The 12536-nt window shown below is 50.1% G+C and carries 9 protein-coding genes; 6 read left to right on the top strand and 3 right to left on the bottom strand.

The annotated features are described in order from the left end of the window. The first annotated feature begins 13 nt into the window (after positions 1 to 13). The 3 genes from ACYVGO_RS10665 to ACYVGO_RS10655 all read left to right on the top strand — a co-directional run bounded on the left by ACYVGO_RS10665 (position 14) and on the right by ACYVGO_RS10655 (position 3865). Complete coding sequence (locus tag ACYVGO_RS10665) at positions 14 to 1432, top strand: Gfo/Idh/MocA family protein (protein ID WP_142771597.1); 1419 nt, start codon at positions 14 to 16, stop codon at positions 1430 to 1432. A 242-nt stretch (positions 1433 to 1674) separates the two neighbouring features. After that, positions 1675 to 2643: a zinc-binding alcohol dehydrogenase family protein gene (locus tag ACYVGO_RS10660; protein WP_460969251.1), complete on the top strand. Its 969-nt coding sequence runs from the start codon at positions 1675 to 1677 to the stop codon at positions 2641 to 2643. Positions 2644 to 2884: 241 nt separating this feature from the next. Next, positions 2885 to 3865, top strand: a complete 981-nt coding sequence (locus ACYVGO_RS10655; protein WP_460969250.1) for a ThuA domain-containing protein — start codon at positions 2885 to 2887, stop codon at positions 3863 to 3865. 29 nt (positions 3866 to 3894) lie between these two features. On the opposite strand, the gene ACYVGO_RS10650 is transcribed toward ACYVGO_RS10655, so the two are convergent. Both ACYVGO_RS10650 and ACYVGO_RS10645 read right to left on the bottom strand, forming a co-directional pair. Next, on the bottom strand, positions 3895 to 6126 hold the full coding sequence (locus tag ACYVGO_RS10650; protein ID WP_460969778.1) for a B12-binding domain-containing radical SAM protein: 2232 nt from the start codon (positions 6124 to 6126) through the stop codon (positions 3895 to 3897). A 221-nt stretch (positions 6127 to 6347) separates the two neighbouring features. Continuing rightward, on the bottom strand, positions 6348 to 7073 hold the full coding sequence (locus tag ACYVGO_RS10645; RefSeq protein WP_142771600.1) for a 3-keto-disaccharide hydrolase: 726 nt from the start codon (positions 7071 to 7073) through the stop codon (positions 6348 to 6350). 217 nt (positions 7074 to 7290) lie between these two features. On the opposite strand from ACYVGO_RS10645, the gene ACYVGO_RS10640 reads away from it, so the two are divergent. From ACYVGO_RS10640 to ACYVGO_RS10630, 3 genes are all read left to right on the top strand, one after another. Then, a complete protein-coding gene (locus tag ACYVGO_RS10640) occupies positions 7291 to 8619 on the top strand; it encodes a rhamnogalacturonidase (protein ID WP_142771601.1) in 1329 nt (442 codons plus the stop codon). Positions 8620 to 8797: 178 nt separating this feature from the next. Next, a complete protein-coding gene (locus tag ACYVGO_RS10635) occupies positions 8798 to 9343 on the top strand; it encodes an alpha/beta hydrolase (RefSeq protein ID WP_460969249.1) in 546 nt (181 codons plus the stop codon). A 250-nt stretch (positions 9344 to 9593) separates the two neighbouring features. Continuing rightward, positions 9594 to 11177 (top strand): hypothetical protein, encoded by a 1584-nt coding sequence (locus ACYVGO_RS10630; protein WP_460969248.1) that lies wholly within the window; start codon positions 9594 to 9596, stop codon positions 11175 to 11177. A gap of 137 nt (positions 11178 to 11314) precedes the next feature. On the opposite strand, the gene ACYVGO_RS10625 is transcribed toward ACYVGO_RS10630, so the two are convergent. Continuing rightward, positions 11315 to 12394, bottom strand: a complete 1080-nt coding sequence (locus tag ACYVGO_RS10625; RefSeq protein ID WP_460969247.1) for a nucleotidyltransferase domain-containing protein — start codon at positions 12392 to 12394, stop codon at positions 11315 to 11317. Between the last annotated feature and the right edge of the window lie 142 nt (positions 12395 to 12536).

The following is a 12536-nucleotide window of genomic DNA, read 5'->3' as shown; positions in this document are numbered from 1 at the left end:
CTTTATTTTTCCTATGAAAAAAGATAGCGGCTACGGCCGGCCCTCAACCTCAAGAAGGCAATTTTTGCAGCAAATTGGTGCGACCAGCCTGGTGGCGGCATCCTCGCCTTTGTCGTCACTGGCTGCTCAGGCAAAAGCTGAAGAACGCATCCTACATTATGAAAAACCGGTTTCGTCCAATGATACCATTCGATTGGGGGTTATTGGGTATGGCGTTCAGGGCCATTTTGACCTGGCTACAGCCCTTAAAGTGCCGGGTGTTGAATTGGCAGGCATCTGCGATTTATATACGGGCCGACTGGAAAACGCCAAAGAAAAATTTGGCAATGAACTATATACCACCCGTAATTATAAAGAACTCCTGGACCGGAAAGACATCGACGCGGTGATTATTGCTACGCATGATGTCTGGCACGCACGTATTACCCTGGATGCGCTGGCGAAAGGCAAGCACGTGTATTGCGAAAAGCCGATGGTCTATAAAATTAGCCAGGGCTATCCGGTCATAGCTGCCGCCAAACAAGCGGGCAAGGTATTGCAGGTGGGCAGTCAACGGGTTAGTAGCCTCGGTTATGCCAAGGCAAAAGAACTGCTGGCAGCTGGTGAAATTGGTAAACTCAACATGGTGAATGCCGTGTATGACCGGCAAAGCTCGATTGGCGCCTGGGAATATACAATTCCCAAGGATGCGGATGCCATGACCACCGATTGGGAACGGTTTATTGGTGTTACGGCCAAAATGCCGTTCGATGCCAAAAAGTTTTTCTGGTGGCGGGCCTTTAAAGAAGTGGGTACGGGCGTAGCAGGCGACTTATTTATTCACTTGTTGAGCGGCTCTCACTTTATCACCAACTCAAAAGGCCCCAAAAGCATTTATAGTACCGGGCAGTTCAGCTATTGGAAAGACGGACGAAATCTGCCTGATGTAATGTCGGGCGTGATGCAATATCCCGATAGCCCGGAACACGCTGCGTTTCAGTTAACCTTACAGGTGAATTTTATTAGTGGCACAGGCGGGCAGGAAGTGATCCGCCTGGTTGGTTCGGAAGGAGTCATTGATGTGGTTGGTAACAACATCAGCGTTAAACATAGTCTTATGCCCGAAGCGCCTGGCTTTGGCGGTTATGACTCTTTGTTCACGTTCTCCAAACGTATGCAGGATGACATGCAGAAGGAATACGACGCCAAATGGACTGCCGACCAGCGAAAAAGACCAACCAAAGAAGATATTGTCTTTAAAGCCCCTGATGGCTACAGCGACCATCTAGACCACTTCACTAATTTCTTTGATGCCATCAGAATGGGTAAACCCGTTGTTGAGGATGCTACGTTCGGCTTCCGGGCAGCCGCGCCAGCCTTATCTTGTAACGCTAGTTTTTTAAGCAAAAAGATCGTGCATTGGGACCCTGTTACTATGAAATTGGTGCAATAGTATTTTGGGCTTTAAGGTTCGCTCATCCTTGATGGACAGTAAGTTGCCTTAGTTCAGCTACGCCATTTGGCAACTGAACTAAGGTATTTTTTGTAACGCCAGGTGATCAAACAGGATGAATAGGGTTGATTGGCTTACTCTAGTTTAAGCTTATTTCTTACGCTAGATTATTCCTGACTAACGTATAATGCGTCAATTTTACAGACATCAATAACGGTTTCATACCTTTTCTTCGCCGATTCATGAAAGCTGTCGTCATCCATCGCCCCGGCTCAGCCGAGGAGCTTGTTCTCCAGGAGCGGCCTATACCTATTCCAACTGATGGGCAGGTGCTGGTAAAAGTGAACGCTTTTGGCCTGAACCGGTCTGAACTGATGACCCGCAAAGGCTTATCGCCCAATGTTCAGTTCCCGCGAGTGCTGGGTATCGAGTGCGTTGGTGAGGTGGAAACCGACCCTTCCGGCCAGTATGCCAAAGGCCAGCCGGTAATGGCACTGATGGGCGGTATGGGTCGGGACTTTGACGGCAGCTATGCCGAGTACACGGTTTTGCCCAAACACTTGCTGCACCCGTTTCAGAGCATGCTTCCCTGGGAGGTGCTGGGTGCCATTCCGGAAATGTTTCAGACCGTACACGGCTCGCTGCAGCTGGCCCTGGGTATTCAACCCGGCGAAACGCTGCTTGTACGGGGAGGTACGTCGTCGGTAGGCATGCTGGCTATTCAGATCGCTAAAAACCTGGGTATTAGGGTATTGGCTACTACCCGCAATGCGCAGAAAGAATCGGCCTTGCGGGATAATGGAGCCACACACGTATTAATCGATGACGGGAAACTGAGCGAGGCAGTACGGGCTATTTTTCCCGAGGGCGTTGATAAGGTGCTGGAGCTGGTAGGTACATCTACCCTGCACGATTCATTGAGTTGCCTCAAGCCCGGTGGTACGGGCTGCATGAGTGGTATGTTATCCGAAACCTGGGCAATACCGAACTTTGCGCCCATGGAGTTCATTCCGTCTACGGTTAAGCTGACTGTCTACGACTCTGGCCAGATCAGTAGTTCAACAACAGCTTTTCAGGAGTTTATCCGCGAGGTTGAAGCGGGCCAGGTGAAACTATCGGTGAGCCAGGTGTTTCGGTTAGATCAGATCGTGGAGGCCCACCGATTCATGGAGCAAAATAAGGGTGCTGGTAAGATCGTCGTATTGCCCTAACCCTCAGAAGAAAAGTGATTACTTCCTATTGCAGTTGACAATCTGGATAGAAATTCGTTCGGGGCGTAGTAGGAGCGGACAGGAAGCTCCGTTGTCTTCTACGAAATGGGCTATGGGCTGATCTCATAAGGAAGCTAAAGTAGATTCAATCCATTACTTGTTTTGAAGACTATAACTCTGTATGCAGTCCACTGCGGCAGATTCAGAACTGGTATGCCCTCGTATCGTCAAACAAAATTTTATGAAATCGCTATTCGCTCTTCTCGTACTGCTAATTGCTACCAGCACGTATGTTCAGGCTCAATCACCCCAAAAAGGCAAGGCTAACGTTATACGCACACTTATTGTAGATGGGCAGAATAACCATGAACAATGGCCTAAGATCACCTTTATGATGAAGCGCTACCTCGAAGAAACCGGTAAATTTTCGGTCGACGTAAAGCGATCTTATTATACCTGGAACGGAGATGCCCTGATTGAGAAATATAAAATCCCTGGTGTTCAGACGACCAAAGCTTTACCCAAAGCCAGGGCAGACTCCAGCTTCCACCCCGACTTTTCTAAGTACGACCTTGTCATCTGCAACTTTGGCTGGAATGCTGCTCCCTGGTCCGACGAAACGCAGGCTGATTTTGAAAGCTTCATAAAAAAAGGGGGCGGCTTGGTGGTAGTTCATGCGGCCGATAATTCGTTTCCTATGTGGCCCGCCTACAACAAAATGATCGGTCTCGGCGGGTGGGGGGACCGTACTGAAAAAGATGGTCCTTTTGTGTATTACGACAACGAAGGAAAGCTAATTCGAGATACACAGCCTGGTCGCGCCGGATCGCACGGTGCACAGGCCGAGTTCCTGATTACGGTTCGGGACGCCAACCACCCCATTACGAAAGGCATGCCATTAACCTGGATGCATACCAAAGACGAGATGTATGACCGTCTGCGCGGGCCCGCCGAGAACATGACCGTGCTGGCAACCGCTTTCTCGTCAAAAGAGAACAAAGGCACCGACCGCAACGAACCCATGCTGATGACCATTAACTATGGGAAAGGCCGGATTTTTCACACGCCCCTGGGCCATGTCGATTACTCCGTCGAATGCGTTGGGTTTATCACCTGCCTGCAACGGGGTGCTCAATGGGCTGCCACCGGCAAAGTCGATATTCCCATTCCTGCCGATTTTCCAACGCCAACTGCCACCAGCAAACGGAGCTTTGTTGAGTAAGCATAGTTGACTAGTGATTGTGCCCCTTTTTAGACCACCAGCAGCCCTGCTGCTCGCCAGTCGGCCCAGCCCTCAGTTTGCTGAAAGGCAAGAAAACTGCCCAGGCCAGCCTGCTCAAAGGTGGCCCGTAGCTGTTGGAGAGTCAGTGGTACGGATGCGTTTTGGCTAAATTGGGGCCAGTATTGCATCAGCCATTGACCCATTGTAAGGGGTAAGTCTAGCACCAGATCATCCTGCCGTCGGGCAAAAGTCAGTTCCGCCTGTGGTACCGATCGCCCCTGGGTGGACGACCGCCGTCCCCGACGCGGTTCCACTACGGCCAGCGTGGGCGCGTGACCTGGCCAGACCACCAGCGCATGGCTGCGTAGTAGGTCTTCGGTGGTATCGGCAATGGCCTCGTCAATATAATCGGGTGGCACGGTGGTGGGTGGTACCCGGAAGGTAAACCAACTGGCCAGCGGAATCTCCAGCCCAACACCGTGCATGTAATTGAACAGCGATTTCCGAAGCCCCTCGGCAAAGCGGTCATGGTCGGCCCCCAGTGGATCCGCATGGTCAAGATCGTTATCGGCAAAGGGACCATCGATAGGCCCAATACGCTGTACGTCGAACCCGGCCGGATGCAGGCCTACGGGGCTATGAGCGGTCATGGCAAACCGATGCCAGAAGCCCGATTGAACCACTCCGATGGCAAACAACTGCCGTACCATTTCCAGCGAGTCGATGGTTTCCTGATCAGTCTGCGTCGGGAAACCATACATCAAATACGCATGAACCATGATGCCAGCGGTGGTGAAGTGATTGGCCACGCGAGCCACCTGCGCCACAGTAACGCCTTTCTTCATCCGCTCAAGCAACCGATCCGACGCCACTTCCAGGCCCCCCGATACGGCAATACAACCCGATAGTTTGAGCAGTTGGCACAAATCGGCCGTAAACGCTTTTTCGAAACGGATGTTGGTCCACCAGACCACCGTTAATCCCCGGCGAAGGATTTCCAGCGCCAGGTCCCGCATGAGCGCCGGTGGAGCGGCTTCATCCACAAAGTGGAAACCGTTCTGTCCCGTTTGGGTCATAATGGTTTCAATACGGTCGCAAAGTAGCCCGGCGGTGAGGGGTTCGTAGCGGGCAATATAATCGAGGGATATGTCGCAGAACGAGCACTTGCCCCAGTAGCAACCGTGGGCCAGGGTTAGCTTATTCCAGCGACCATCACTCCACAACCGGTGCATGGGATTAGTCACCTCAATCACCGACAGATAGTCGTTGAGCGGCAAATCGGCATAATCGGGGGTGCCGGTGTCGCGCTGCGCTACATCCCGGTCGATAGCCCCGTTTTGATAGACCACTTGTCCATCCACCCGCATAAATGTCCGTTTCAGGTTAGTGGCCTCTCGCTTACCGCGCAGGTGTTCGAGCAACGAGCGCAGAGGTGCTTCCCCATCGTCCAGACTCACAAAATCCACATAATCGAACAGGCGCGGCTCCCGCAGGCTGCGGAGTTCGGTATTGGCATAGCCCCCGCCCAGTACTACCCGAACCGCCGGATAGTGTTGTTTCAGATGCCGCCCGCACAGCAATGCCCCGAACAGATTTCCTGGAAATGGCACGGTCAGGCAAACCACGGTTGGTTGATACTGCGCCATTTTCTGATCCAACAAGTGCAATAGCGTTTGGCCAACCAGCGTATCGGGGGCCGTTAAGGAAGCCTGTAGGTCATCAAAATGAGTAGCAGTTCGGCCCAGGCGTTCGGCATATCGGCTGAAGCCAAAATGCGGATCAATCGCTTCAGCCAGTAAATCACCAATGTCTTCCAGATAGAGGGTGGCTAAATGCCGTGCTTTGTCGTGCAGTCCCATGGTCCCGAAGGCCCAGTCCAGTTCATCGACTTCCGCAAAACGGGAGGATTCGGGCAGGTAACTCCGGTCGGCAATGGTATGAGCCAGGGTGGGGTTTCGGTGTTGCAAAAACCGGATCGTCGGCTCAATTGTGGCTACATAATCGGCCCGTAACCGTAGCATCCGCTGGCTGTTCTGGCTAAGGTTCGCCACGGCGGAGGCTTGTGCAAACAGATTGGTCAGTCCTTGTTTGGAGAAAAGGCTCAGGATCGTTTCAATACCCAGGTCTGCCTGATGCGCCACCACCGGCTCACCATCAGAGAGGGCAAGCGTATTCAGGTAACCTTTCAGATAAGCGGTAGCGGGATAGGGTGTGTTGAGTTGGGTAAACGGGGGCGTCAGCAACAGCACGCGATTGGTCATGAGCATATCCTGGAAGGCCATCCCAGGCGTTAATGAATAACTCCCCAACGAATACGCCCGGTATATCATTCCAGGCCGTACTGAACCTGCCAGATTTAACTGGAGGGTTTCGCAACCGTTTTTTTACTAGCGAGGGACGTAGAATACTACGATTGTAAATGCGCTCAGCTATAGGTCCAAATTCTGCTTTTATTATTCGTACCTATAGCTGAGCATAATGGTTAGAGCGGCCGTAATTTGATGTTGCGGAACCAGACATTGGTATTCCAGTCCTGTAAACCAATTCGCCCCGTGAGCTTTCCTTTCCCAACGGGGGCATCTTTGAGCTTACTGGCTGCCATTCGCTGTTTCCAGTCGGAGCTGGTCAGGTCGTGTTCCTGGACGGTGAAGCCGTTTATGGTAACAATCAGTTTGCTCTTTTTTAGGCTCATTGTTAGCTGATTCCAGCTTCCCAGCGGTTTGGGCTCCTGCATACGGACGTCGGCCAGACCAAACAGATCGCCGGAGCTGTGCGGATGGGCTGACTCTTTTTGATAGAGCGCATCATCTCCCACCTGAACTTCAAGGCCGGTATCATAAATTTTTTTGTTCTGAGCTTCTTCCTGGACAAAGAAAAAGAATCCGCTGTTGGTATACTTTTCGATTTTGAATTCCGCTTTAAACTCAAAATCACCCGAAATTATCGCATCGGTCACTAAATCACCTGCGTCGCGGGCCGTTGTGGCTGTTTGGGGAACATCCAGATGCAGCACGCCCTGTTCTATTTTCCAGGTTGCGGGAACACCTTTCCCATTGTATCGATGCCAGCCTTTCAGATCATGCCCATCAAAGAGTAATTTCCAGCCTTCTTTCTTTTCCTGGGCCGACAAGGTATTGAGGGGCTGCGCTTGTACAAGCGAACAAGCTAGATAAGTGATCAAACCAAAGGCCACAAGTTTAGCGAACATTCGTAGTTAGATTTAGGGTGATATAAAAATGGGAAAAACTGATTGAATCAGGAGTTATTCAGCAAAGAGCTATTGCGAGCGGACATACTATGTCGGTTTCATTATTATGTGCCTATATGGGTTATATAACTTTTTCTTACCTATTTCTGAGTAGGAGTGGGGTATCTTTGGGGTAGATTACTTGTATACCTGTCAGGACTAGTCAGTACCATACGATATGAGAATAATAGGTGTTGCATTGGTGTGTGCGGTGGCGCTAAGCGTACAACTTAGTGCGCAAAACGTGGTGAAAACCTCGTTTCCGGATGGAAGCCCGATCAGCAGCTGGTTTACGACGATCCGCAAGGTAAGTCTTTCCCAGCTCGGAAAGTCGTATGTGATTTCCAACTTTGGCGTAACTGCCGACAGTACCCTTGTGCAGACCGACGCTATTCAGAAAGTCATTGATATGGCAGCCCGGAAGGGCGGGGGCGTAGTGGTAATCCCCAAAGGTACGTTTATGAGTGGAGCATTATTTTTCAAGCCCAAAACCCATTTGTACCTGGCAGAAGGGGCTGTCCTTAAAGGCTCCAATAACATTGCTGACTACCCAAAATTGCCATCGCGGATGGAAGGCCAGAGTCTGGATTACTTTGCCGCCCTGGTGAATGCCTATCAGGTCGATGGCTTCACAATTTCAGGAAAAGGGGTGATTGATGGCAATGGGCTGCGTTTTTGGGAAGCTTTTTGGGCCAGACGGAAAGAAAATCCCAACTGTACGAATCTGGAGGTTTCCCGCCCGAGGCTGGTATTTATCTGGAAATGCAACAACGTTCAGGTTCAGGATATTAAGCTGCATAATGCGGGTTTCTGGACCAGTCATTACTATCAGTGCCAGAACCTGAAAGTACTGGATGCGCATATTTATTCGCCTTACAAACCTGTGAAAGCCCCCAGCACGGATGCTATTGATCTGGATGCGTGCTCTAACGTTTTGATTAAAGGGTGTTATATGTCGGTCAATGATGACGCGATTGCCCTTAAAGGTGGTAAAGGCCCCTGGGCCGACCGTGTGCCAAGTAACGGTGCCAACACCAATATCATCATTGAGGATTGTGAATTTGGCTTTTGCCATTCAGCACTTACCTGCGGTAGCGAAGCGATTCACAACCGGAACATTATCATGCGTAACTGTCATGTGAACGAGGCCAGCCGGGTGTTGTGGCTGAAGATGCGGCCAGATACCCCTCAACTTTACGAATACATAACGCTCGAAAATATAAAAGGCCAGGCGCATAGCCTGCTGTATGTGAAACCCTGGACGCAGTTTTTCGATTTACAAGGACGCCCGGATGTACCACTTTCCTACTCCGACCATGTGAGTCTCAAACATATCGAACTTAGTTGCGATACGTTCTTCGACGTGGCTATTTCAGAATACGACAGGCTATCCAATTTTATCTTCGAAAACGTTGCGGTCGAAAGCAAAAACGCGGCTATTGATAAAAAGGTTGTTAACGGATTTAGGCTCAAAAATGTGAAAATCAATCATACGATCGTGGAGTAATCGGGTGCCGTAGTCAAGGGCGAAAATATGCCTGACCAGCTACTAATATTGCACTGACCCAGCTTGATCGTTTTAAAACGTGGGTACTGCTGCATGAAGGTCCGAATCAAGAAAATCTGTGATCATTGGAACTCGCTCTAGAAGCATCGATCAACTAAACTAGTATTACCCGCTGGCTATGAAAAAACAAGTGCTTTTTATACAGGGTGGAGGTAAAGATGGATATGAGGCAGACGCCAAGTTGGTGGCCTCCCTCCAAAACGCATTGGGGATGGATTATGAGATCAGTTACCCCCGGATGCAGACGGATGAAGCTGCCCCGGATTATGGTTGGCTGAAGCAAATCGGAAATGAAATTGAGAAACTCAAAGGCGATGCTGTTTTGGTTGCCCATTCATTGGGTGCTTCCCTGCTGCTTAAATACCTGTCTGAATATAAGGCGTCGAAAAAGGTAGACCGGGTTTTCTTGCTGGCTCCCCCATTTTGGACGGGTAAAGAGGAATGGGTACAGGGGTTAAAACTGCAGGAAGATTTCGCCGAACGCCTTCCCCCAACCAGTCGATTCTTCTTTTACCATTGCCGGGACGATGAAGAGGTACCGGTTGATCAGTTTACCACTTACCGACAAACGCTTCCAGGGGCAACTTTTCGCGAAATTGAACGGGGTGGACATCAGCTTGGAAATAATCTTACTCTGGTAGCAAAGGATATTAAAGCCCAATAAATTCAGATGAAGTAAGTACAAGTTCGCTTAGCACAGCAACCGTAAACTTAACAAACGAATAAAAACATCCAGATACCAATTACCTTTTTTGCATCACGCTTATTCATGGTGGTCAACAGTTATGTTAATCAATCCCAAGTCGATGAATAAGATGAGTCAAAATGTATGTAGGTGCTGGTTTATTACGATTCTAGCGACCGTATGGGGAACGCCGGTATGGGCCCAGTCGATTGAGACACAACCATTAGCCGTGACTTCAATTTGTGCGGGCACTCAGCTTGACGTGACAGGACGACTGGCGGGGGTAACGGGTAATTTAGTCGTTGAGATGGCTTCGGATGGCACAACCTTTTCCGCAATTGCTTCTGCTCCACTAGCCACTTCGGTCAGCAATGAAGTCGTTTATCGAGCTACGATTCCGGGCAATACCGTTGCTGGCGGCAATTACCGAATCCGTCTGATGGCCAATGATCCAGCGGTGACCAGTATACCCAGTCCAACCCTGCTAACTGTAAAGGGAAGACCTGCTCCACCCAGCGTCGATAGCCTTATTTTGGATTGTATGCGGGTACTGCCCAGTGCTGATGTTAGTTCATACGTGTCGTCTACGGCTGCCGCTGGCGCAACGGTGAATATCTACACGTATACGAATAACACGTTCATGCCAGCGGGCAGTGTATTTACTCGAATTTCCCTTGGGTCTACCGATAACGTAATTCTTAGCCTTGGTAAAACGTACTATCCGACGAGTACAACCTATAAATACCCTATGGAAGAGCACAGTTATTACCTGACACAATCGGTTGAGACCTGTGAAAGCGATACGGTGAAAACTAAATTACGGATTTTGTATCGCCCGTTTACCGGCCCCATGCCAACCAATGGAAAGCCCGTAGACATAAACCCGCACTGGCCCACTAATTATTATGGCACACTGGGTTATTGCGTTGGTGATCAGGCTCCTCCCTTGTCGGAAAATGGCCATGCTGCTCCTCCGGAAAATTATCGGGTTCTCTATCAATTGGGTACTATTCCTGGACGGACCTCAGTACCGCCAATTCCGGCTACGGATGTTCCGTCAACCCAGGTGTATCAATTGCAATTAGACCCCATTGATCCGGCAAAGGGATGTAGCAGCTTTTTAACGACTCAGTTGACCGTAACTGTGAGTGCACCTCCTTCCGTGAGCATCACCCCCAGTTCGACGGCCTTAACTCCTGGCACGCCAATGGTTAGTCTGACAGCCGTAGGCACCGGCACGTACCTGTGGTCTACCGGGGCCACCACCGAAGTGATTTCAGTGACTACCAGTGGCACTTACTCTGTAACGCTGACCAGTCCCGGTGGCTGTACAGCCAGTGCCAGCGTGAGGGTAGCTGGCCCCGATCTGACCATTACTCTGGAACTACCACAAGCTAACTTTGCCGCATCGGGCAGCGTAGGCAACTTCGTGGTGACTGTGTTTGAGGTGGCGGGCCTACCCACCTCCGCGGGCAATGTGACCATCACGATAACAGTTCCTATTGGCTACACGCTGGCCTTCCCACCAGGTCTGACCAGTATACAGGTGTCAGGAGGGGACACCAAAACGGTATCGAATAATCAATGGACAGTGGTCAGTTCGCTGGAATCGCGTCAGTTGACTTTAACAATGGCCTCTGGCTCATTTATTGGTGGTGGGGGACCGTCAAGTTTAGGCTTCCAGATCACGCGGACAAATGCCAATTCGGGTAGTCAGGCCAGCATCACCGTAAATGTGGCCGATGATCTGACTATGACCTATGATGGAAATTTGGCCAACAATGTGTACGCCCGAATCATTAGTGGATTGTAAGCGGGAATAGGTCCAGTTAAGCCGTCTATGTACTAATCAGGTACGTTAGTGCATGGACGGCTTCATTGCTTCGTTAGACGTGAGATGGATTTTTGTAGCGAGTCGTAGTATATCGCTCTGCTCACAGTATTGGTTGGCTATTCCTGAAAATCGTTGCCCTTTGCATACAGCTCCATTCGCATTTCGACCAGGATCTGATTGATCCGATCAACATCGGGTCGGTTTGGGAGGAAGCTTCTGGCGGCTGCAGCGTCAATTTGTACTACTTTTTGTTCGGCCTGACTAATGAGGTCGTCGTAATCGAAAGCACCCGCGCGGATTTTTAGTAGATCTGCTCGATTTGGCCGACGTACCAGTACCTGGCCTGTTTCCAGAATTTCGAAAGCCATATCCAGCAACCGAAACGTGTGCATCATATTTTTAGCGTCGTAATTTTTTCCATGCTCGAGGGTATTCTGGTAACGAGCGTCGTTCCGTTTCTCAACCCAGTCCCAATACTCGCGGTAATCTTTGCAATAACTGGAATAGCCGTCGTGATTGACGTACAGATAGGTTTCGGGCTCCCGATCTTTGGGGACGCTACTGAGGGAGACTTCGGCGGAATCGATACCAGAAATGAGGCCCTGAAAGCCTAATTTGGCTGTTTCGTCGTAAAATAAGGCATAAACATCGCGGGCGTGTGGAACGTTTACCAGGCCGCAATTTTCGGATTGTCCACCCCGATCAGCTAGCCAGTCCAGAACGGGAATCGACCCTTGCCCACGTACTACATAGCAGAAGTTGAGCAGTGATTTACGCTCCTTCGGCATTGGATTCAGTATCTTCTTGTTCAGTCCCCTCGCTTTTTTAATCTGGCTGATGGCGTAGCCTGCAAACGTATCCCGGCACAGTTTCGATAGAAAATCAGCGGGCTGCAGACGATCAATTACAGAATGCTTGTAGATAATGCAATCGTCAGGCGCGCAGAGTAGTTCGAGAATATTGGGATTGTTTTTAGATAGTAGTTCGACAAACCGACGCAGCTCGTAGAAAATAACGTCGTTTTTGTCATCGTTCACCTGCTCCACATAACGTAATCCGTATAGATCAGCCTGGGGCAGGACAAACACGCCCCGTATGTCCGTGTCAGACGTAGGCAGATCCGTTCCGTAAGCACGGCTTCCACTAATGCATTCGAATACAATAAGGTTACGATTGCGGAGATCCTGAATTGTCATAGTGAATGTATAGGTTTTGACAGGATGAACCGGATAAGACAGGACTCCAAGAGTTACAATCCCGTCTTATCCGGTTATTCCGGATCAAGTCTAAAAGTTGTGGAGTAACTTGGATTAAGCATATAACTGAGTCAGCCGGTAG

The sequence above is a fragment of the Spirosoma migulaei genome, from assembly GCF_054776855.1.
This window is presented reverse-complemented; position numbering and strand designations above follow the sequence as displayed.

Coding starts and splice junctions, on each gene's coding strand:
- ACYVGO_RS10625 (WP_460969247.1), bottom strand. CDS start 12,394: ATGACAATTCAGGATCTCCGCAATCGTAACCTTATTGTATTCGAATGC.
- ACYVGO_RS10645 (WP_142771600.1), bottom strand. CDS start 7,073: ATGTTCGCTAAACTTGTGGCCTTTGGTTTGATCACTTATCTAGCTTGT.
- ACYVGO_RS10650 (WP_460969778.1), bottom strand. CDS start 6,126: ATGACCAATCGCGTGCTGTTGCTGACGCCCCCGTTTACCCAACTCAAC.
- ACYVGO_RS10665 (WP_142771597.1), top strand. CDS start 14: ATGAAAAAAGATAGCGGCTACGGCCGGCCCTCAACCTCAAGAAGGCAA.
- ACYVGO_RS10660 (WP_460969251.1), top strand. CDS start 1,675: ATGAAAGCTGTCGTCATCCATCGCCCCGGCTCAGCCGAGGAGCTTGTT.
- ACYVGO_RS10640 (WP_142771601.1), top strand. CDS start 7,291: ATGAGAATAATAGGTGTTGCATTGGTGTGTGCGGTGGCGCTAAGCGTA.
- ACYVGO_RS10635 (WP_460969249.1), top strand. CDS start 8,798: ATGAAAAAACAAGTGCTTTTTATACAGGGTGGAGGTAAAGATGGATAT.
- ACYVGO_RS10655 (WP_460969250.1), top strand. CDS start 2,885: ATGAAATCGCTATTCGCTCTTCTCGTACTGCTAATTGCTACCAGCACG.